Source organism: Variovorax sp. HW608, from assembly GCF_900090195.1.
Taxonomy (GTDB): domain Bacteria; phylum Pseudomonadota; class Gammaproteobacteria; order Burkholderiales; family Burkholderiaceae_C; genus Variovorax.
Genome location: NZ_LT607803.1, coordinates 2,849,031 through 2,868,615 on the forward strand (window position 1 = coordinate 2,849,031; position 19,585 = coordinate 2,868,615).

At 67.3% G+C, this 19,585-nt stretch carries 16 protein-coding genes; 12 read left to right on the top strand and 4 right to left on the bottom strand.

The window, feature by feature from the left end:
- Nucleotide 1 precedes the first annotated feature (1 nt).
- Nucleotides 2–2,062: a hypothetical protein gene (locus tag VAR608DRAFT_RS13345; protein ID WP_088954498.1), complete on the top strand. Its 2,061-nt coding sequence runs from the start codon at nt 2–4 to the stop codon at nt 2,060–2,062.
- Nucleotides 2,063–2,164: 102 nt separating this feature from the next.
- On the opposite strand, the gene VAR608DRAFT_RS13350 is transcribed toward VAR608DRAFT_RS13345, so the two are convergent.
- The gene (locus VAR608DRAFT_RS13350) at nt 2,165–3,904 is read right to left on the bottom strand and encodes an IS1634 family transposase (RefSeq protein WP_088954499.1); all 1,740 of its coding nucleotides are present in this window, start codon (nt 3,902–3,904) and stop codon (nt 2,165–2,167) included.
- A 385-nt stretch (nt 3,905–4,289) separates the two neighbouring features.
- Between VAR608DRAFT_RS13350 and VAR608DRAFT_RS13355 the strand changes: the two genes are divergently transcribed.
- Entirely contained in the window at nt 4,290–5,435 is a 1,146-nt protein-coding gene (locus VAR608DRAFT_RS13355) for an IS110 family transposase (protein ID WP_088954500.1), read from the top strand.
- Nucleotides 5,436–5,743: 308 nt separating this feature from the next.
- On the opposite strand, the gene VAR608DRAFT_RS13360 is transcribed toward VAR608DRAFT_RS13355, so the two are convergent.
- On the bottom strand, nt 5,744–7,426 hold the full coding sequence (locus tag VAR608DRAFT_RS13360) for a hypothetical protein (protein WP_157730907.1): 1,683 nt from the start codon (nt 7,424–7,426) through the stop codon (nt 5,744–5,746).
- Between the two features lie 235 nt (nt 7,427–7,661).
- On the opposite strand from VAR608DRAFT_RS13360, the gene VAR608DRAFT_RS13365 reads away from it, so the two are divergent.
- From VAR608DRAFT_RS13365 to VAR608DRAFT_RS13405, 9 genes are all read left to right on the top strand, one after another.
- Nucleotides 7,662–8,174, top strand: coding sequence for a phasin family protein (locus tag VAR608DRAFT_RS13365; protein ID WP_088954502.1), 513 nt, complete (start codon nt 7,662–7,664; stop codon nt 8,172–8,174).
- Nucleotides 8,175–8,312: 138 nt separating this feature from the next.
- The gene (locus VAR608DRAFT_RS13370; protein WP_088954503.1) at nt 8,313–8,990 is read left to right on the top strand and encodes a TetR/AcrR family transcriptional regulator; all 678 of its coding nucleotides are present in this window, start codon (nt 8,313–8,315) and stop codon (nt 8,988–8,990) included.
- A gap of 47 nt (nt 8,991–9,037) precedes the next feature.
- Nucleotides 9,038–9,838, top strand: coding sequence for a hypothetical protein (locus tag VAR608DRAFT_RS13375; protein WP_231973487.1), 801 nt, complete (start codon nt 9,038–9,040; stop codon nt 9,836–9,838).
- Nucleotides 9,839–10,089: 251 nt separating this feature from the next.
- Nucleotides 10,090–11,700 carry an ArnT family glycosyltransferase gene (locus tag VAR608DRAFT_RS13380; RefSeq protein ID WP_157730909.1) on the top strand — a complete coding sequence of 537 codons (1,611 nt, stop codon included), beginning with the start codon at nt 10,090–10,092 and terminating at the stop codon, nt 11,698–11,700.
- 25 nt (nt 11,701–11,725) lie between these two features.
- The gene (locus VAR608DRAFT_RS13385) at nt 11,726–12,856 is read left to right on the top strand and encodes a DegT/DnrJ/EryC1/StrS family aminotransferase (protein ID WP_088954505.1); all 1,131 of its coding nucleotides are present in this window, start codon (nt 11,726–11,728) and stop codon (nt 12,854–12,856) included.
- Nucleotides 12,857–12,919: 63 nt separating this feature from the next.
- A complete protein-coding gene (locus VAR608DRAFT_RS13390; RefSeq protein ID WP_088958770.1) occupies nt 12,920–13,858 on the top strand; it encodes a glycosyltransferase in 939 nt (312 codons plus the stop codon).
- On the top strand, nt 13,855–14,802 hold the full coding sequence (locus tag VAR608DRAFT_RS13395) for a formyltransferase (RefSeq protein WP_088954506.1): 948 nt from the start codon (nt 13,855–13,857) through the stop codon (nt 14,800–14,802). The genes VAR608DRAFT_RS13390 and VAR608DRAFT_RS13395 overlap by 4 nt, the downstream gene beginning before the upstream one ends.
- Nucleotides 14,803–14,830: 28 nt before the next feature.
- Nucleotides 14,831–15,871 carry a bifunctional UDP-4-keto-pentose/UDP-xylose synthase gene (locus tag VAR608DRAFT_RS13400; protein ID WP_088954507.1) on the top strand — a complete coding sequence of 347 codons (1,041 nt, stop codon included), beginning with the start codon at nt 14,831–14,833 and terminating at the stop codon, nt 15,869–15,871.
- A gap of 5 nt (nt 15,872–15,876) precedes the next feature.
- On the top strand, nt 15,877–16,794 hold the full coding sequence (locus VAR608DRAFT_RS13405) for a 4-deoxy-4-formamido-L-arabinose-phosphoundecaprenol deformylase (protein ID WP_088954508.1): 918 nt from the start codon (nt 15,877–15,879) through the stop codon (nt 16,792–16,794).
- A gap of 12 nt (nt 16,795–16,806) precedes the next feature.
- On the opposite strand, the gene VAR608DRAFT_RS13410 is transcribed toward VAR608DRAFT_RS13405, so the two are convergent.
- Nucleotides 16,807–18,102 carry an O-antigen ligase family protein gene (locus VAR608DRAFT_RS13410; RefSeq protein ID WP_231973488.1) on the bottom strand — a complete coding sequence of 432 codons (1,296 nt, stop codon included), beginning with the start codon at nt 18,100–18,102 and terminating at the stop codon, nt 16,807–16,809.
- 96 nt (nt 18,103–18,198) lie between these two features.
- Here VAR608DRAFT_RS13410 and VAR608DRAFT_RS13415 point away from each other — a divergent pair, with 96 nt between their 5' ends.
- On the top strand, nt 18,199–18,453 hold the full coding sequence (locus VAR608DRAFT_RS13415; protein ID WP_088954509.1) for an acyl-CoA-binding protein: 255 nt from the start codon (nt 18,199–18,201) through the stop codon (nt 18,451–18,453).
- A 31-nt stretch (nt 18,454–18,484) separates the two neighbouring features.
- Here the strand turns inward: VAR608DRAFT_RS13415 and VAR608DRAFT_RS13420 are convergent, their stop codons facing one another.
- The gene (locus VAR608DRAFT_RS13420; RefSeq protein WP_088954510.1) at nt 18,485–19,585 is read right to left on the bottom strand and encodes an aminopeptidase; all 1,101 of its coding nucleotides are present in this window, start codon (nt 19,583–19,585) and stop codon (nt 18,485–18,487) included.

Sequence of the window (19,585 nt, forward strand, 5' to 3'; positions counted from 1 at the left end):
GATGACCGCCACCCGCAAGCAATCTTCGAACTGGCCCGGCACTGCCCTCCTGCTGTTTCTCATCGGCGTCTTCTGCTATCTCTTGCGGGCGACGGACTGGTTCCGGGCCGTGCCGGGCGACATAGGCGACGCGCGCTTCAACAGCGTCATCCTCGAGCACCTGTACCAGTGGGTGCGCGGCGACACGGCCTCCCTGTGGTCGCCGACCTTCTTCTATCCCGCGCGGGGCACGCTTGCGTTCAGCGACAACCACTTCGGCACCGGCCCGGTCTACGTGCTGTTCCGCTTCCTGGGTCTGAGCCGGGAGCATGCTTTCGATGCCTGGTTCGCTGTCGGATTCGCCTTGAACTTTGGCGCAATGTACGTCGTCTTACGGCGGCTCCGGTTCGACTCCTTTGCTGCCGCCGTAGGCGCCTTCGTCTATACATTCGCCCCACCTCTCCTCGCGCAGGAAGTACATGCGCAACTGACCTACCGCTTTGCCCTGCCGTTCGCCTACCTCGCGTTCATCCAGTTCAGCGAGACGCGAAGCGCGCAGGATCTGGCCCGACTGGTGGCGTGGGTCGCGGTTCAGTTCTTCTGCTCGATATATCTGGGCGTGTTCACCGGCTACCTCCTGGTGGCATCGGCGGTGGCGATGCTCGTGCCCGCCCTGAGGCCATTTCCGGCCAGTTCAATCAGCATGCCGGCTATGCGCGGCGGCATCATGCGCCCCCTGGTCCTGGCGCTCATGGCGGCCGTCGCAGTCGCCGTGTTGCTTCTGCGGTATCTGCGGATCAGCCATTCCTACGGAATCAGCCGGTCGATCGCGGAAATCATGTCCATGCTGCCCCGGCCGCAAAGCTACTTGGTGGCGGATCGCGCCGAGGTCTACCGCCAGATTCTGGAAACGGGGGCGCAAATCCCGGCCCGCGGAGAGCATCAACTGTTTTTTGGGTTCATCCCGATCCTGCTCGTTCTTTGCGCGCTGCTGACGGCCAACAATAAGGCTCCTCTGCATCGGCGGCGCCTCCTGGCATTCTCCTTCGCGACTCTCGCGATTCTGGTCGCGGCGACGCTCTATGTGGACGGTCACTCGTTCTACGCGATGCTTCTGAAGGTGCCCGGGATTTCGTCGATTCGGGCCGTCAGCCGGATCGGCCTGGTGATGATGCTGCCAGTGGCCATCATGGCTGCCATCGGTGCCGAAGGCTTGCGTCGAAATCCGGCCCCTGCGAGCACGGCCGCGGCCGCGGCCGTGGTCTTGGGACTGCTGCTGGAAACGTTGGCGTACCGCCCGGGCAATGCGTCCATCGAGCAATGGCGCAGTCGCATCGCGCCCCTTGAGCAGGCCGTCGCCGGTGCGTCGCTAAAGAGCGGATCCATCGTATATGTGACCGGACGCTCTGAAGAGCCATACATGATGGCCGAACTGGATGCAATGATCTTCGCCCAGGACCACCGTGTTCCGACGCTCAACGGCTATTCAGGGTACGAGCCGCCGGGTTACAGATATGCGTTTCCGTGCGTCTCGCCTGCGGTGCGCTTGTATTCGATGCCCCGGTTGCACTTCATTCGGTTCGGTACCACGCCAGAAGAAGTTCTGGCGCGCACGCGCTGGATTCCGCTCGAAGAGTGTCCGGACAGACATGTCGCGACGGATGCCGCGGCCGCGCCGCCCGATGAGCAACAGGCCCGGGCGATCGAGCTCGACGCGCTCGTGACCGCTACTGCGCCTGACGCGCTCAACGCCGTGCTGAAGATCCATAACGGCGGAAGCTCGACGATTCACACGCTCTCGCGTACAGGGAATCCGCTGCGCATCGCCTGGCGTTTCGTACGAATGCCAGCATCCGATGATCTCGCCGACCCGCCCTGGGACGGTCGCCAGGACATTTACCTGTCAATTCCGCCGGGCGAGGAGGCATCGGTTCCGGTGGTCATTCACGTCCCACGCGACCCCGGCCCTCGCGAATTGCAGTTCTCGCTGGTTGCAGAGGGCGACACGTGGCTTCACGATCTTCACATGCCTATCGCGCGCATCGAAGTGCCCGAAACACAAGGAGCCGCCGGCGGAAGATGAAGCAGCGGTAAAGTTATGCTCGCCCACCGTTAGCCCGAGCTTTGAAGACAGCCGCACGCAAGTCCATGATTCATCGAGACATTCTTGAAATGTGTGGGTGTGCTACTGGGAACAGACGGGGTTCACGCCGAGCAGCTTGAAGGCCTTGGCCTGGACTGGCGTGGGGCGCGTGGTGATGACGATCTTGGCGTTGGGGTTGAGGCTGGTGGAGGTGATGTTGTAGGCCACGGTGGCCAGGTCCTGCACCAGCGTTCGAAAGCTGTGCAGGGGCGAGCCGTCGTCGCCTCGCTTGGTGGCGTCCTTGGCCTTGGCGTGTTCGCTGCGCAGCGCCTTGTTCACGGGTGAGGCGCGAGCGGCCTGGGCCTGCTCGATGAACTCGTCATCGAATAGCATGGGCTTGAGGCACTCGCGCATGTGCCACTCCACGTAGTAGGCCAGCATGCATAGCAAGACGTGGGCGCGCACGCGCTCGGTGTTGTAGTGAAAGACCGGGCGCACATGCAGGTCGATGGTCTTCATGCAGCGGAAGGCCCGCTCGACATGGGCCAGGCTCTTGTAGGCGGCGACTGCGGCGGGGCCATCGAGTTGTGTGGCGGCCAAGCTCGTGCGGATCACGTACAGGCCGTCCAGCGCGGCCTCGGCGGCAATGGCGTCGGTCTTGCGCGTCCACCTCAGCGCGGTGTCGGTGATGGTCAGCTCCAAGTGCTTGGCCATGTGGAAGCGCTCGATGACGCGCCCCACGCGCAGGGCGATGGCCTGTTCGCCGCGCAACGGGTTGCGCGCCCGTTGCGTGGCCGCGGCAATCTTGCCGAGATCGGCCTCGGTGGCGGCAAGCAACTCGCCGCGCTTGCGCGCACGCTCCTCGGCCAGTGCGGGGTTGCGACACACGATCAGCCGCTCGCCGGGGAAGTGCTCGCTCGTGAGCTCGATGAGGTTGCGCTGGTCGAACAGGGATGGCTGGAAGGGGCCCTGCTCGGCGGCCAGCAGCGCGATCTGCGGCGCGCGCAGGCTGCTGACCCAGTCCATGTCCTGGGGCTTGAGCACCTGCTCGATGCGTGCGCTGGTGAGCATGCCGCGATCGCCCACCCAGGCCAGGCGCTGGATGCCGAAGCGCTCCTTGAGCTTGGCCACCTGTGAGGCCACCGTGGCCGGGTCAGCCGTGTTGCCCTTGAACACCTCCACCGCGATCGGGCAGCCTTCGCTCGTGCACACCAGCCCGAAGACGATCTGCGGATCGTCACGCTTGCCGTCGCGTGAATGGCCCCGGGCGGCCAGCTCGCAGCAGTGTCCCGTCAGCCAGGTCGAGGTGAGGTCGTACAGCACCAGCGTGCTGCCCACCAGGTGCTTGCGCGCCAAGGCCCGCTCCAGGGTGGGCTGCGCCTCGTGCAGCCAGTCCAGGGCGCGGTACAGGTCATCGGCCTGGCATTGACCCACGCCCAGCACGCGGCCCAGCGAGCTGGTGGCGGTGTCGTCGTGCAGCATGCGATGCGTGGCGAGCTTGGAAGCGGGTCCCAGCACGCGTGCGCACAGCATGGCCAGCAGCACCGATCGCAACTGCTCGGGCGCGCTGGCAAACCACTTCTCGGCCCCACAGGCGCGCGCCGCGCCGAGCACGGCGGCCACATGGCCGTGGGGCAAGCTGCGCTCGATGGTCATGACCGCGTCGAGCGACTCGACGGCCACGCCGCCCTTGAGCAGGAGGCGAAAGTGCTCGACCAGTTGCGCATCCCAGTGCGACAGGTTGGCCAGGGTGCGCTTGACGATCTTGCCGCCTTCGCGATAGCCCTCGCGCAGCAGCACGGCGGGCGGGGAGTTGCGGTTGGGGACGGTCTCGATGTACATGCGTTACATGGTATTCAATGAAGCCGTATTTACAAGGAAAACATACACCATTTACATGGGAACACAATCGGCCCAAAAAAAGGCGCGAACCCGCGCCAATGCTCGCTCTGCCGAGCTTCAGTCTTCAAAGCTCGGGTTAGCGCATGGCTCAATGGGATAGCGCGCGAAGGAGGAGGCCCACGCCTCGGCCCTTTCCATTGGCGTCAGCACGCTTCGTGGCGACCCTCAGACCCTCTTTCAACAGCGCCACGCCTAGACAGAATGGCTTGAGCCGTTGAGGAGGCCCGTCTCCGGGACTACCGTGGGTTGCGCACCGTGGGGTGCGCCGAGCCACAAGGCTGTACCCCGAGGGGCGGACAGCCTGCAACGTGCAAGGAGACGGGCCATGAGTCAATCTACCACCACTGCGGCCACCGTTTACGTTGGCCTGGACGTCCACAAGGACAGCATCGACATTGCCTTGGCCGAGGCCGGTCGTGACGGTGAAGTGCGCCATCTGGGTGCGGTCGCCGGCGGCCTCGTTGCCGTGAGCAAGGCGCTGCGCCGCCTGGTCAGCCGGGGCCATTGTGTGCAGGTGGTCTACGAAGCGGGCCCCTGCGGCTTTGTGCTGCAGCGCCACCTCGCCGCGCTGGGCTACCACTGTGAGGTGGTGGCGCCCTCGTCCATCCCCAAGCGTTCAGGCGACCGGGTGAAGACCGACCGCCGCGATGCGTTGATGCTGGCGCGCTTGGCGCGCGCGGGTGAACTCAATGCTGTGCGAGTGCCCGACGCCGTGGACGAGGCGCTGCGCGACCTGGTGCGAGCGCGCGAGGACGCCGTGCGCGAGCAGCGCAACGCGCGCCACCGGCTGAAGGCACTGCTGTTGCGCAGCGGCGTGGTGTACGCGGGCAAGAGTGCATGGACGGCGGCGCATCTGCGCTGGCTGGCCGGCCTGGCGCTGCCGCACGCCGCGCAGCAGATCGCCTTCCAGGAGTACCTGCACGCGGTGAGCGAGTCGGGGGCACGCATCGCACGGCTGGAGCAATCGCTGCGCGATGCGTTGGTGGACTGGTCTCTGGCACCGGTGGTGGCTGCGCTGCAGGCGCTGCGCGGTGTGCAGCTCGTCGCCGCGGTCACGCTGGTGGCCGAGATCCAGGACTTCCACCGCTTCGACAATCCGCGCCGGTTGATGGCCTACCTGGGCCTGGTGCCCAGCGAGGACTCCAGCGGCCAGCGCCGCCGCCAGGGGGCCATCACCAAGGCCGGCAACTCGGCCGCACGACGCATGCTGGTGGAGGTGGCGCACCTGTACCGCTATTCGGCTCGCGTCAGCGCAGACATCGCCAAGCGCCAGTCGGAACTGCCCAAGGCCGTGACCGACATCGCCTGGACGGCGCAGCTGCGGCTGTGTGCGCGCTTCAAGCGGCTGAGGGCGCGGCACATGCCGCACAACAAGATCGTCGTGGCCATCGCGCGCGAACTCTCGGGCTTCGTGTGGGCCATTGCGTGCGAGGTGACGCCGCCTGCGGCACCCTACGTGAAGCCGCGATGACATGGCAGACACCGCCAAGGAGGCGCCTATCGAACATCCCCTCTTGAGGCCGGATCGGGAACGCGGCGCAGCCACGGCCACAGGGGAATCCTCGGCACGGCTATTGCGCAGCCATTCAAGTGACCAACCGCAGACCCTAGAAAGCAGGCAGCCCCGCGACGAACACATGAAGTGTCGGTAGCCAATCCACGCATATCAGCATGATCAACCGTCGCTTACGCACCCGGCTCCGTCGCGTTCCCTATCCGGCATCGCGAACCACTCTGCAATCCGCAAGCCGGAGAGATCGGTTCGTCCTCTTGACAGGATCAAGCCATATCAGCCGTTGAGTTGCAATGGGTCTCCATGTGCTGTAAGGACTGCGCCCGGCAAGACCCGCCCGCTCCAACGCGTGCGGCTCGATTAACGGCGAGCTTCTCAATACCCAGTCGCCGCAACCCGAACCCCAGGCGCCGGCTGTCTTCGCTCATCCCTGCATCCAACGGACTGATCGGATTCCGGATATGCAGATTGACCACCAGCACGCTCCGATCGCTGGCCTTCGGCCAAGGCACGCTCAAGGTGACTGCTCCTTCGTCCTCCGCAGTCCTTCGAACCTCGGGGCGCCAGGCAGGGCCTCCATCAATGCTCACCAGAAGCTCGGGAAGATGTCCCTGAGGTGTGAACAGCTGACCTGTCAGCTGAATTTCAGAAGCAGCCAAAGCGCCTGCCTGCGACTCGAGCAGCACGATGACGGAGGCAAGCTCACCCTGTGACCAGACACCCCACGGCTCCGGGGTCGACCAGCCTTCGCCAAGCCATGCGGTCGCCGGCACGCTTTCGGAGGCACCGAGGCCGCGATCGAGTTCGAGACGCGGCAGGACCGGGAGCCCCTGCTGGGCGCCATCCAGGCCCCAGCGGAAGCCAAAGGCATGATCCAGTGCATCCTCCCTGAAACCGTCGCTCGGCGGTGCAAGGTCGGCTCGCCTGGGGAAGAAGACACGAACCGCGCGATCGAGGAATCCCTGCGACACGCAAACCTCCGTCATCGTCTCGATCGAGGCAATCGTGGCCGGCATGGAATACCACGGGGAACAGCTTCGCGGCAGTCGCCGCGGATTGTTCCGATCTGCCTCGATCAAGTGATGGGCGGGCTTCAGGAAAAACTCTGCCTCCCGCAGGGTGCCCGAAGACAGGCCCGAGACAAAACTTAGGTTGTCGGCACACAGCAATGCGTAGATGTTCTCGTTTGTCCACAGCGCGTTTGGAATATCGCGCACAAGCTCGGCCAGATGCGCACCACCAGGCTCGTACGGGTGTCGCTTGACGACCAGCAGATCGACGCTGCTCGCAAGATCCCGGACACGGTCGATTGCATCGACGGGGCGTACCAGCCTTCCATTCTCGACAAGCGCCAGGTCCACCGAGGTCTGGCCAACGAAGAGGCCCACACTGACACTGGCGTCGAACAGGCTCCGCCCGCCACGACGCGCGAAATAGCCCATCAGGGCCGCGGCGTCATTCCAGGAGTGCGCATCGTCGATGCGAAGCTTGCGCAACGCTTCTTCCGTGGAACGGTCATTGGTCCGCGCGCAAAACTTCAGGTGCGCCGTGAAGCGGATCGGATCGATTTCGAGATCGATGAACACGGCCCCGCTTCCATCGATGTAGTTCAGCAGCGAGGGCGGCATCCCCCAGCCGATGACGAGGCATCGCGAATCCAGATCGGGGAATCGGCCCGCCCCGCTGACCGCCGAAATGTCGGCGATCGTCGACTGCGCCCAGCCCTCGACGGAACACGGCAACGACAGTGCCTCCATCGCGGCCGCCACGTCCATCAAGCCGCCGTCGCTGGAAGCAAAGGCTTCATCGCAGGCGAGTCCCAGTCGCGTCGCGGCCGATTCGAACAGTTTGCGAAGGAACCGCCGATTGACAGGGTTGGAAGGCAGCCCGTTGTCGGGGGAGCGAAAAAAGTCGTCCATGAAAACGACCCGGCGAAAACGAAAGCTCATGAATTCTTATTGCGTGGGGAAGGACTACGGGCGACGGCCTATGAGTACTTTTTTATTGAACGGCGTGCATATCGCAGCCCTGGTCAGACCATAGTCAGGCTTGATTATCGTCAGCCGAATTACCCGAGTCGTGTAGGACATTTACCAAGACCGCCAGTGAGCTCTGGATGCGCAGCCCTAAAACCAGGGCGGGCAGTGGTCTACATTCGAAGCATTCACACTCGGAGATCCGTCCATGGAAAAGCCATCCCAAAGCAGTGAAGACGCGTCTTCCGCCGCAAGCGACCGCATCAAGGACTCCGCCCAGCAAATCTGGCTCGCCGGCCTCGGCGCCTTCGCCAAGATGCAGCAGGAGGGCAGCAAGGCATTCGAGGCGCTGGTGAAGGACGGCGTCAGCGTGCAGAAGCGGACGCAGCAGGCGGCCGAGGAAACGCTGGCGCAGGCCCAGGCGCGCATGGCGGGCTTCGCCAGCGAGTTCAGCAACCGGGCCGCCGGCGGCTGGGGCAAGCTCGAGAACATCTTCGAGGACCGCGTCGCGCGCGCGCTCGAAAAGCTGGGCATGCCGTCGGCGCAGGAGGTCGCGGCGCTGCAGGCGCGCGTCGAGGCGCTCGAAGCGGAATTGCGGCGGCAGGGCGGCGCGGCCAAGCCGGCACGTGCCGCAGCGCGCAAGACGACGACGACGCGCAAGGCCTCCGCCGACACGGCATCCAAGCCCTCGCAGCGCCACAAGTCCACCGGCGGCGCCTGACTGACCCGGCGCGGCGTTGCCTCGGCCCCGCCCAGTCGCGCACAGTCGCGCACAGTCGCGCGGAGTCGCGCGCGAATCCACCCGTTTTCGAGGACTTGCGCTAGAGTGTCCGCCGGAGACACACCCCGGGGCTACGACATGGCCAAGAAAGCGCCACGCCGCACTGCACAACGGATCCTCGAAGCAGCGCTTGAACTGTTCAATCGCTTCGGGGAGCCGAACGTTTCGACGACGCTCGTGGCCGGCGAGCTCAACATCAGCCCCGGCAACCTCTACTACCACTACCCCGCCAAGGACGAGCTGATCAACCGGCTCTACGAAGGCTATGAATGCGAGCTCAACGAGCTGCTGCATGCCAGCGAGGGCGTGCACGATGTCGAGGATGCCTGGTTCTTCATGCACAGCCTGTTCGAGCTGATCTGGCGCTACCGCTTTCTCTACCGCGACCTGAACGATCTGCTGAGCAAGAACCGGCATCTCGAAACCCAGTTCCAGGTAGTACTAAAGAATAAAGCGCGCGCGATCCGCACCCTTCTGGCCGGCCTGAGCCGCGCGGGACACCTCTGCATCGCCCCGCCAGAGGTCGACACGCTCGCGCAGAGCATGGTGGTGGTGCTGACCTACTGGCTCAGCTACGAGTACGTGCGCAATCCCCGCGAGGCGCTGGAGCCGGCGCACGCGCAGGGGGCGCTGCTGCGCGGCGCACACCATACGCTGCACCTGCTCGCGCCCTATCTCGCCCCCGAGCAGCGTAGGCATTTGCTGACACTCAGCAACGCATATTCGGGCGAAGATCATCAACCCGCCACGATCTGACCTCACTCCCCCCAAGAATGACGCCCTCGGATCTCCATCCCACCACAGTGCAGGTCCCCAGCGGCGTCAATGTCGCCGGACCGTGGACCCGGCTTCCTTACCGGGACTGCCCGCGCTTCGATCGCGCCAGCCTGCTCGCGAAATGGGACCGGCTGCATGCGGGCCAGTGGGTGAAGCCACCCGCGACGGGTCCGATGACGGAGGGCTGGGCGCTCTATCACAGCGGGGAATTCGAGCAGGCGGTGGCGCTGGCCCTGAAGCTGGGTGTCGACGGGTTGGCGCTCGCGAACCAGGCCACCGCGGTCTACGCCAACTATCTCGAGCCGCGCGAGTCGGTGCGGCTCGCGCTCTTCAAGCAGGTGACCGAACGCGCCGCGGCGCAGGCGTCCGCCGAGCCGGACAACTGCCAGGCGCTCTACTGGCAGGCCTACGCGCTGGGCCGCTACAGCCAGGGCATCAGCGTGGCGCGCGCGCTGGCGCAGGGCCTGGGCTCGAAGGTCAAGGGCGCGCTCGAGCGCGTGATCGAGCTGGAACCGCGCCATGCCGATGCCCACATCGCGCTGGCGGCCTTCCATGCCGAGGTGATCGACAAGGTCGGCAGCCTGGTCGGCCGCATGACCTACGGGGTGCGCGCGGAAACGTCCGTGGAGCTGTTCGAGCGCGGCCTGCAGCTCAATCCGAATTCGGCCGCCGCGCTGATGGAATATGCTCGCGGGCTGTTGATGCTGGACGGCGATTCGCGCATGGCCGAAGCGACGCGGCTCTACGAGAAGGCGGCGGGTCTGGAACCGGCAGATGCGCGCGAGCGCCTGGACGTGGAGCTGGCGCGCGCAGGGCTGTCGGACTGACTGACAGCCCATTTCCGCCCGTCCGCGGGCGTGTTCACCTGAGATTCATCCCGATTTGGCACCTTCGGGGCGGCTTCGCAGGGCAAGGTCCCGTCTCGATACGCCACTTTTGATTTCCTGCCTGCCAACGATTCATGAAAACGATAGCCCATCAGGGTTTGGGCGCAACTGCCGCCGAGACTGACTCCCGACGGAATTCTCCGGCCACGCCGGCTTCACGCAGTGTCTTCGCACGGACCTCGCTGGGCCTCGTGGCGGTTCTCGCCGTGCTGGGCCTCGTCTGGTTCGCCACGCTCGGCACCCGGGCCCTGGTGAGCCCCGACGAAGGCCGCTACGCCGCGCTGGCGCTCGAGATGGCGCGCAGCGGCGACTGGGTGACGCCGCGGCTGAACGGCCTCTTCTATTTCGAGAAGCCGATCCTGCAGTACTGGATCGGCGCGCTGGCCTTCCTCGGCCTCGGCGTGTCGGAGTTCAGCGCGCGGCTCTGGCCGGGCCTGGCGGGCTTCCTGACGCTGCTGGCCGTCGGCTTCACCGCGGGCCGCCTCTGGGGGCGCGAAGCCGGCGTCCAGGCGCTGGCCGTCGCGGCATCGATGACCTGGCTCATCGGCAACAGCCATTTCCTGACGCTCGACAGCGGCCTGACGCTGTTCCTGACCCTGGCGCTCTGCGGCGTGCTGCTGGCCCTTGAAACCCCCGATCCCCGCGCGCGCCGCCGCTGGATCTGGCTGGCCTGGGCCGCCATGGCCGGGGCGGTGCTGTCCAAGGGGCTGGTGGGCCTCGCCATCCCCGGCGCGGTGCTGGTCTTCGTCAGCCTGTGGCGGCGCGACATGGGGTTGTGCCGCGGCATGCACTGGGCTTCGGGCCTGGTGATCTTCCTTGCGCTCGCGGCGCCGTGGTTCGTGCTGGTCTCGATGCGGAATCCGGCCTTCGCCGAATTCTTCTTCATCCACGAGCACTTCGCGCGCTATCTGACGCAGGTGCACCAGCGCGAGGGCGCATGGTGGTACTACGTGCCGCTCCTGATCGGCGGAATGCTGCCCTGGACCGGCGCGCTCCCCTGGCTGCTGCGCAAGGACCCCGCAACGCAAGGCAGCTCGCGGATCACGGTGCGCGACGTGCTGCTCGTCTGGTGCGTCTTCGTCTTCCTGTTCTTCAGCGCGTCGGGCTCCAAGCTGCCGTCCTACATCCTGCCGATGTTCCCGGCGCTGGCCCTGCTGGTGACCGTGCAGCTGCGCCGCACCGCCCCTTCGGCCCTGCGCTGGCACCTGCTGCTGCCGGTGCTCGCATGGGTGCTCCTGTTCGCCCTCGCCATCGATCCGGCGCGCTTCGCGTCGGCCAGCACGCCGGTCGCGGTGCTGGAGCCGCTCGCCGGCGCGGTGCGGCTGGGCGCGGTGATCTTCCTCGCGGGTGCACTGGCCGCGTGGTGGTTGCTCGGACGGCGTGCACTCACGGCGGCCGTGGTGAGCCTCGCGTTCGCCCATCTCGTCGCTACCCTGGCGGTCATCCAGGCGCACAACACCTACGGACAGCTCAAGAGCGCCGCGCCGCTGGCCGCCGCGCTGCAGCCGCACATCACGCCGGAAACGCCGGTCTTCGCCATCCGGGCGTACGATCAGACGCTTCCGTTCTACCTGGGGCGCAATGTGGTGCTGGTCGAGTACACGGACGAGTTCGCCCTGGGAGAATCGCTGGAACCGCAGCGGTGGATCAAGACGCTCGACGAGTTCGCCGCCAAGTGGCAGTCGTTGCCCCAGGCCGCCGCCTACATGGAGAAGCCGACCTGGCTGGAGCTTCAGCAGCGCGGCCTGCCGATGCATACCGTCTTCGAGGACCAGCGACGCGTCGTCGTCATCAAGAAATGAAAAGTCAATCAACCGGGAGCCGTGCATGAGCACGCGACCCTTCCTCCCCTTCACCCGCCCGTCGATCGACGAGCGCACGATCGCCGAGGTCGGCGAGGTGCTGCGCTCGGGCTGGATCACGACCGGCCCGAAATGCGCCGAACTCGAAGCCGCGCTGTCGCAGCGGCTGGGCGGCCGGCCCGTGCGCCTCGTCAACTCCGGCACCGTCTCGCTGGAGTTCGGCTTGCGCCTGTGCGGCATCGGGCCCGGCGACGAAGTCATCACCACGCCGCTGAGCTGGGTGGCGACCGCCAACGTGGTGCTGGCGGTCGGCGCGACGCCGGTGTTCGTCGACGCCGACCCGGTCACGCGCAACATCGACCTGAACCAGGTGGAGCGCGCCATCACGCCGCGCACCCGCGCGCTGATTCCGGTCGACCTGGCCGGCCTGCCGGTCGACCGCGACCGGCTCTACGCGCTCGCGAAGAAGCACGGGCTGCGGGTGATCGAGGACGCGGCGCAGTCCTTCGGTGCGCACTGGGGCGGTCGCGAGATCGGCAGCTTCGGCGACCTGGTCTCGTTCAGCTTCCATGCGAACAAGAACTTCACGACCTCCGAGGGCGGCTGCCTGGTCCTGAACAACGAGGAAGAGGCGCGGCGCTTCGAGAAGCTGCGCCTGCAGGGCGTGACGCGCCTGCCGGACGGCGGCATGGAGGTCGAGGCCTGGGGCGGCAAGGCGAACCTCACCGACGTGGCCGCCGCCATCGGCCTCGGGCAGCTTCGCCACCTCGATGAGTTCAACCGCCGGCGGCGCCAGCTCGCCGAGCGCTATTTCGCCCGCTGGGACCCGGCGCTCGGCTTCACGCTGCCGCCGCGGGACCTCGAGGGGCACGGCAACTGGCACATGTTCCAGCCGCTGCTGCCGGCCCGGCTCGCACCGCGCCGCGGCGAATTCATCGCCGGCATGAAGGCGCAGGGCATCGGCGTCGGCGTGCACTACCCGGCGATGCATCTGTTTTCGCTGTTCCGGCAGCGCGGCCATGCCGCCGGCGACTTCCCGGTGGCCGAGGACATCGGCGCGCGCACGATCACGCTGCCGCTCTTTCCGGCGATGACCGACGCCGACGTCGACCGTGTATGCGACGCGGTGGCCACGGTGACCGCCGCACTGTCCTGACAGGAGGCGACGACCACCATGTACGACGCAGCCCACCCCGCCATCGCCCCGCGCAGTCCCGCGCTGGACCGCCCCATACTGAGCGTCGTGATCCCGGTCTACAACGAGGAGCTCGGCCTGGCCGCGCTCTTCGACCGGCTCTATCCGGCGCTCGACGCGCTGGCCATCGACTACGAGATCGTCTTCATCGACGACGGCAGCCGCGACCGCTCGGCCTCGCTGCTGGCGCAGCAGTTCGAGCTTCGGCCCGACGTCACGCGCGTCGTGCTGCTCAACGGCAACTTCGGCCAGCACCGCGCGATCCTGGCGGGCTTCGAGCATTGCCGCGGCGATCGCGTGCTCACGCTCGACGCCGACCTGCAGAACCCGCCCGAGGACATCGGCCTGCTTCTGGCCGCCATGGACCAGGGCTTCGACTGCGTCGGCACCATCCGCCGCAACCGGCAGGACGTGGCCTGGCGCCGCTGGGCCTCGCGCGCCATGAACCGGCTGCGCTTTCGCCTGACCGGCATCGTGATGAACGACCAGGGCTCGATGATGCGTGCCTACAGCCGCGACATCGTGCAGCTCATCAACCAGTGCGAGGAGATGAACACCTTCATCCCGGCGCTGGCCTATCAGTTCTCGAAGAATCCGACCGAAGTGGAAGTCGGCCACGAAGCGCGCCACGCCGGCGAATCGAAGTATTCGCTGTACAGCCTGATCCGCCTGAACTTCGACCTCGTCACCGGCTTCTCGCTGGTGCCGCTGCAGGCCTTCTCGATGCTGGGCATCATCGTTTCGCTGCTGTCGGGCGTGCTGTTCGTGATCCTGGCCGGCCGCCGGCTTTTCCTCGGGCCTGAAGTGGGCGGTGTGTTCACGCTGTTCGCCTTGGTGTTCCTGCTGGTCGGCCTGGCGCTGTTCGGCATCGGGCTGCTCGGCGAATACATCGGCCGCATCTACCAGGAGGTCCGGGCCCGGCCGCGCTACCAGGTGAACGCCGTCCTGGAGCGGCGCCGATGAGCGCCGCCCGGCCGAGCGCGATCGTCTTCGCCTACCACGACGTGGGCGTGCGCTGCCTGCGCGTGCTGCTCGACGCCGGCGTCGACGTGCCGCTGGTGGTGACCCACACCGACTCGCCCGGCGAGACGATCTGGTTCCGCAGCGTGGCCACGGTGGCGGCGGAGCGCGGCCTGCGCTGCATCACGCCCGCGGACCCGCACGATCCGGAGCTGCTGCAGTCCACGCGCGCGCTGCAGCCCGATTTCCTCTTCTCGTTCTACTACCGGCAGATGCTGAAGCGCGACTGGCTCGATCTGCCAAAGCGCGGCGCCTTCAACATGCACGGCTCGCTGCTGCCGCGCTATCGCGGCCGGGCGCCGGTGAACTGGGCGGTCCTGCACGGCGAGCGCGAAACCGGCGCCACCCTGCACCGCATGACCGAGAAGCCCGACAACGGCGCGATCGTCGACCAGTTCGCGGTGCCGATCCTCTCCGACGACACTTCGCACGAGGTCTTCGGCAAGGTGACCCTGGCAGCGGAAATCGTGCTCGCGCGCACCTTGCCCGCGATGCTCGACGGCAGCGCGGTCGAGCGGCCGCAGGACCTCTCGCAGGGCCGCTACTTCGGCGGTCGGCGGCCCGAAGACGGGCGCATCCCGCCGCATGCGAGCGCTCGCCAGATCCACGACCTGGTGCGCGCGCTCGCGCCGCCCTACCCGCCCGCGTTCGCGTCGTTCGGAGGGCAGCGCATCTACATCGAGCGCACCCTGCGCACCGACACGCTGCCCGACGCCCCCGGCCGCGGCCTGCGCCTGTGGCACGACGGCGCGGCGCTGTGGCTGATCGCGGACGACGGCCACGCGCTGCGCGTGCTGGCGGCGCGGCGCGATGGCGACAGCCAGCCGCTCGACGCCCATGCATTCGAAACCCTTTCCTCGGGCAGCTGGCTTGCCGCCGACGCCTGAATCTCCCATTTATCCAGGAAACCAAAATATGCTCAAAGTCCTGATCCTCGGCGTCAACGGCTTCGTCGGCCATCACCTGACGCGCCACATCATGGAAACCACCGACTGGGAAGTGCACGGCATGGACATGCAGTCGGACCGCGTCGCACCATGGCTCGACAACCCGCGCTTCCACTTCTTCGAAGGCGACATCACGATCAACAAGGAGTGGATCGAATACCACGTGAAGAAGTGCGACGTGGTGCTGCCGCTGGTCGCGATCGCCACGCCCTCCACCTACGTGCGCGAGCCGCTGCGCGTGTTCGAGCTCGACTTCGAGGCCAACCTGCCGATCATCCGGCACTGCGTGCGCTGGGGTAAGCGCGTGGTCTTCCCGTCCACCAGCGAGGTCTACGGCATGTGCAGCGACGCGGCCTTCGACCCCGAGGCCTCCAACCTGGTGTACGGCCCGATCAACAAGCCGCGCTGGATCTATGCCTGCGCCAAGCAGCTGATGGACCGCGTGATCCATGGCTACGGCCAGCAGGAGGGGCTGCAGTACACGCTCTTCCGCCCCTTCAACTGGATCGGCCCCGGCCTCGACAGCCTGCATGCGCCGAAGGAAGGTTCGAGCCGCGTGATCACCCAGTTCCTGGGCCACATCGTGCGCGGCGAGCCGATCCGCCTGGTGGACGGCGGCAGCCAGCAGCGCGCCTTCACCTACGTGGACGACGGCATCTCGGCACTGGTGAAGATCATCGCCAACAAGGACGGCATCGCCGACGGCAAGATCTACAACATCGGCAACCCCGACAACAACCATTCCATCCGTGCGCTCGCCAAGATGATGCTGAGCCTGGCGGCCTCCCTGCCCGAGTACCGCGATGCGGCCGCCAAGGTCGAGCTGATCGACGTCGCCGCCGCCGACTACTACGGCGCCGGCTACCAGGACGTGCTGCAGCGCGTGCCGGACATCCGCAACACGGTGGCCGATCTGGGCTGGAAGCCCACCGTCGGCATGGAAGAAGCGCTGCGCGCGCTGTTCGCCTACTACAGCGACCACGTCGCCTCCGCCGACCTGGAAGCCTGAGCGCGATGCCGCGCATCGCACTGAAGGTCGACGTCGACACCTTGCGCGGCACGCGCGAAGGCGTCCCGCCGCTGGTGAAGCTCCTGACCGGCTCGGACGCCGGTGCGAGCTTCCTCTTCAGCCTCGGCCCCGACCACACCGGCCGCGCCATCCTGCGGGTGTTCCGGCCCGGCTTTCTCAGCAAGGTCTCGCGCACCTCGGTGGTCGAGCACTACGGCCTGAAGACGCTGATGTACGGCGTGCTGCTGCCCGGGCCCGATATCGGCCTGCGCGAAGCCGCCCAGCTACGCGCCGTTCGCGACGCCGGCTTCGAGGTCGGCGTGCACTGCTGGGACCACGTGCGCTGGCAGGACCATCTCATCGGAAGCGACGAGGCCTGGGCGATGCGCGAAATGCGCAATGCCACCGAGCGCCATGCCGAGATCTTCGGCACGCCGCCGCGGCTGCACGGCGCGGCGGGCTGGCAGTTCAACGCGGCCGCCGCGCGCGCCGAGGCCTTGCTCGGCATCACCTATGCGTCGGACACCCGCGGCACCCATCCCTTCGTGCCGGTGGACGACAACGGTTCGCTGCTCGGCCCTGCGCAGTACCCGACCACGCTGCCGACGCTGGACGAACTCATCGGCGTCGACGGACTCACCGTCGACAACGTGCACACGCACCTGCTCGCGCTGACCGAAGGCGCGACGCAGGACCACGTCTACACGCTGCATGCCGAGCTCGAAGGCCAGAAGCTGCTGCCGGTGTTCCGCCGGCTGATCGACGGCTGGCGCGCGCAGGGCCACTCATTGGTGGACCTCGGCGAGCTGCGCGACGGCACGCCCGACGCGGCGCTGCCGCGGCATCGCATCGCGCTCGGCAGCGTGCCGGGCCGCTCCGGCCTGCTCGCGGTGCAGGGCGCGCCCTGGCACGCCCCCGCCTGAGATTCGCGAGCCCTATCCGCGCAGCACCGCGCCCCACTCGCCCGGCAGCACCCCGACCCACGGATTGCCGGGTGCGCGCGCGAGGTGCAGGTAGAGGAACGCGATCCAGGGCAGGCTGAGCCCGATCGCCGCATCGCGCATCGCCGAGTTGACGCAGGTCGCCACCAGCAGGATCAGCATCGCCGCGAAAGCCAGCCGGCCGGTGATGTCGTGCCGCCGCCAGGCGATGACCAGCCCGGTGGCGAACAGCGCAGCCAGGATCAGCAGCCCCGGCACGCCGGTCTCCGCGCCGAGCCACAGGAAGTCGTTGTGCGGCATGCTGTAGTCGTACAGCAGCTTCGGGCCGCGGCGGTGCCATTCCGGCGTCCAGCTTCCGAGCCCGAGGCCGGCCAGCGGCGCATCGAGCATCATCCCGGTCGTCTCGCGGTACATGTGGAAGCGCACCACCCAGCTTCCTTCCGAGACCGCGCCGGCCTGCGCGGCTTCGAGTTCCTGAATGCCGAGCGTGAATTTCTCCTGCACCGAGGGCGCCTGCCAGACCAGCCCGGCCGCCACCACCGCGCCGACGCACAGCGCCACGGCCAGCACCCGCAAGCGCCCGCGCCACTGGTGCACGCAGGCCGCGAACACCGCCAGCAGCAGTCCGAGCAGCGAGGTGCGATTGGGCAGCGTCACGGTCACGATCGCCGCGGTCACGATGGTGACCGCGAACGCCGGGCCGGCCCAGTGCCAGCGGTCGCGCGTGTCGTTGAGATGGGCGAGCCCCCAGACCGCGGCGGATGCGCCGATGAGGGCAAACAGCAGCGCGTCGTTGATCGACTTGTTGCCCTTCATCACCAGCACGTTGTGCCAGATCGGCAGGGTCGGCAGCCCCACCGTGTGGCCGAGGATGATCACCAGCACCGCGAACGCGGCCGCGAGCACGAATCCGCGCAGCGCCCACACCGTCTCCTCGACCGAGAGCAGCAGCGTGAGCGCCAGCGTCACCGCGATGCGCGCGTCGTGCCAGAGGCTCAGCCCGGTCTCCGGATGGTGCGGCCGCAGCGCCAGCACCACCAGCACCCAGGCGACGAAGGCCAGGATCGGCCACCGCAGCGGGTCGCCCTGCCAGCGCGCCGCGCGCTCGCGAAAGCCGCCCGACGCCAGCAGCGCCAGGACGAGCAGCCCCGCCGCCGCGTAGTTGAGCCCCACCGGCATGAAGACCACGCAGCCCCACAGCAGCGCGGCGGCGCGCACGAATCGCGCTCGCGGCGCCGCGGCGGTCAGCGCGCGCGTGATTTCAGGTGGATGGGCTATCGATCTCGTCATGAAAGAACCTTTTGCTCGCCCGGGACCATGACCCCGCGCGATATTTGAACGTCGTCGTCACTTAATATGACGTCTTTTAATACCAACCCAGTCGAAATGTCCGACCTCAACGCCCTCTTCGAAGCCGCCCAGGCGAATTCCAAACTGCTCGCCGAGCGCCCCGACAATCCGACGCTGCTGAAGATCTACGGCCTCTTCAAGCAGGCCACCGCGGGCGACAACACCGAGAAGAAGCCCAGCTTCAGCGACATCGTCGCACGTGCCAAGTGGGACGCCTGGACCTCGCGCAAGGGCCTCGGCGCCGACGAAGCCAAGCAGCAATACATCGACCTGATCGAATCGCTGCGCTGAAACGCGCGCACCGCCGGCGGCGCTCCGGGTGTCAGGCATTGCCCGCCGCCGGCGCGGGCGTGCGCAGGGCCTGGTCGCGGCCCGCCTTGGGCTGTGCGGCCAGCACCTTGACCGCCGCATAGAAGCGCGGCCAGTCCTCGCCCTCACGCTCGAACAGCGCCTCGAAACCGGGCACCAGATCGTCGTAAGCTGCCTGCGCGCCGAAGGCCGCGTTGTTGGCGCGTGCCACCCAGGCGTCGTAGGCGCCCTGGCGCGGACCGGTCCAGGTGGCGCGCAGCGCCGCATAGCGCAGTCGGAACTCGTCCATCGCCGCGGCCTTCCTCGCATCGACGGCCTTCCAGTCCTGGGCCTTGGCCTCGTCCGAGGCATAGATCTCCTGCAGCGCGCGCCGCGTGTCGGCCGCCAGCGCGCGGAATTGCTGGCGGCGCGCATCGAACTGCGCGTATTCGAGCCGCGCGGCCTCGCTCGCCTGCGACTTCAGCCAGCGCGCGCCGCCAATGCGCTCCACGGCCGTCGCGAAGGACTCGTTGAACATGGTGTCGCCCTGCACGTACAGCACCTGGTGCGCGAGCTCGTGGAACACGATGCGTGCGAGTTCGCCTTCGGGGTAGCCGATGAAGGTGGACAGCAGCGGATCGCCGCCGGCCCAGTTCATCCACCCGAGCGTCGAATACGCCGGCACCGGGTAAACCGCGACCTCCAGGCCCTGGGCCGTCAGCTCCGCGGCGTCGGCCCGGGCGGCGGCCTCGTCGTAGTAGCCGCGATAGCCGACGCAGCCCGCGACCGGGAAGCACCAGGTCTTGAGCGTGAGCGAATGCGCCGGCGCCGCGACCACGTTCCAGAGCGCGGCCGGCCGGTGCAGGTCGGCATAGGCCTTGTAGCTGTCGTTGTCGGGCAGGCCGAGTTCGGACACCGCATAGCGGCGGATGCGCTGCGTGAGCTCCAGCTTGCTCTTGAGCGCCTCGGGGGCGGCCGGGTCTTCGAGCCATTCCGGCACCGGACGCGCGGCGCGCATCAGGTCGATGTGGCCGCTGGCCGATTGCCAGTAGTAGCGGATGTCCGCGCAGCCCGCGAGCAGCGCCAGCCCGCCGAGGGCCGCGCCTGCCACGATTGCCCAGCGCGCGCGTTTCAT

Coding starts and splice junctions, on each gene's coding strand:
- VAR608DRAFT_RS13400 (WP_088954507.1), top strand. CDS start 14,831: ATGCTCAAAGTCCTGATCCTCGGCGTCAACGGCTTCGTCGGCCATCAC.
- VAR608DRAFT_RS13350 (WP_088954499.1), bottom strand. CDS start 3,904: ATGTACATCGAGACCGTCCCCAACCGCAACTCCCCGCCCGCCGTGCTG.
- VAR608DRAFT_RS13420 (WP_088954510.1), bottom strand. CDS start 19,585: ATGAAACGCGCGCGCTGGGCAATCGTGGCAGGCGCGGCCCTCGGCGGG.
- VAR608DRAFT_RS13355 (WP_088954500.1), top strand. CDS start 4,290: ATGAGTCAATCTACCACCACTGCGGCCACCGTTTACGTTGGCCTGGAC.
- VAR608DRAFT_RS13370 (WP_088954503.1), top strand. CDS start 8,313: ATGGCCAAGAAAGCGCCACGCCGCACTGCACAACGGATCCTCGAAGCA.
- VAR608DRAFT_RS13415 (WP_088954509.1), top strand. CDS start 18,199: ATGTCCGACCTCAACGCCCTCTTCGAAGCCGCCCAGGCGAATTCCAAA.
- VAR608DRAFT_RS13345 (WP_088954498.1), top strand. CDS start 2: ATGACCGCCACCCGCAAGCAATCTTCGAACTGGCCCGGCACTGCCCTC.
- VAR608DRAFT_RS13360 (WP_157730907.1), bottom strand. CDS start 7,426: ATGAGCTTTCGTTTTCGCCGGGTCGTTTTCATGGACGACTTTTTTCGC.
- VAR608DRAFT_RS13365 (WP_088954502.1), top strand. CDS start 7,662: ATGGAAAAGCCATCCCAAAGCAGTGAAGACGCGTCTTCCGCCGCAAGC.
- VAR608DRAFT_RS13405 (WP_088954508.1), top strand. CDS start 15,877: ATGCCGCGCATCGCACTGAAGGTCGACGTCGACACCTTGCGCGGCACG.
- VAR608DRAFT_RS13410 (WP_231973488.1), bottom strand. CDS start 18,102: ATGACGAGATCGATAGCCCATCCACCTGAAATCACGCGCGCGCTGACC.
- VAR608DRAFT_RS13395 (WP_088954506.1), top strand. CDS start 13,855: ATGAGCGCCGCCCGGCCGAGCGCGATCGTCTTCGCCTACCACGACGTG.
- VAR608DRAFT_RS13385 (WP_088954505.1), top strand. CDS start 11,726: ATGAGCACGCGACCCTTCCTCCCCTTCACCCGCCCGTCGATCGACGAG.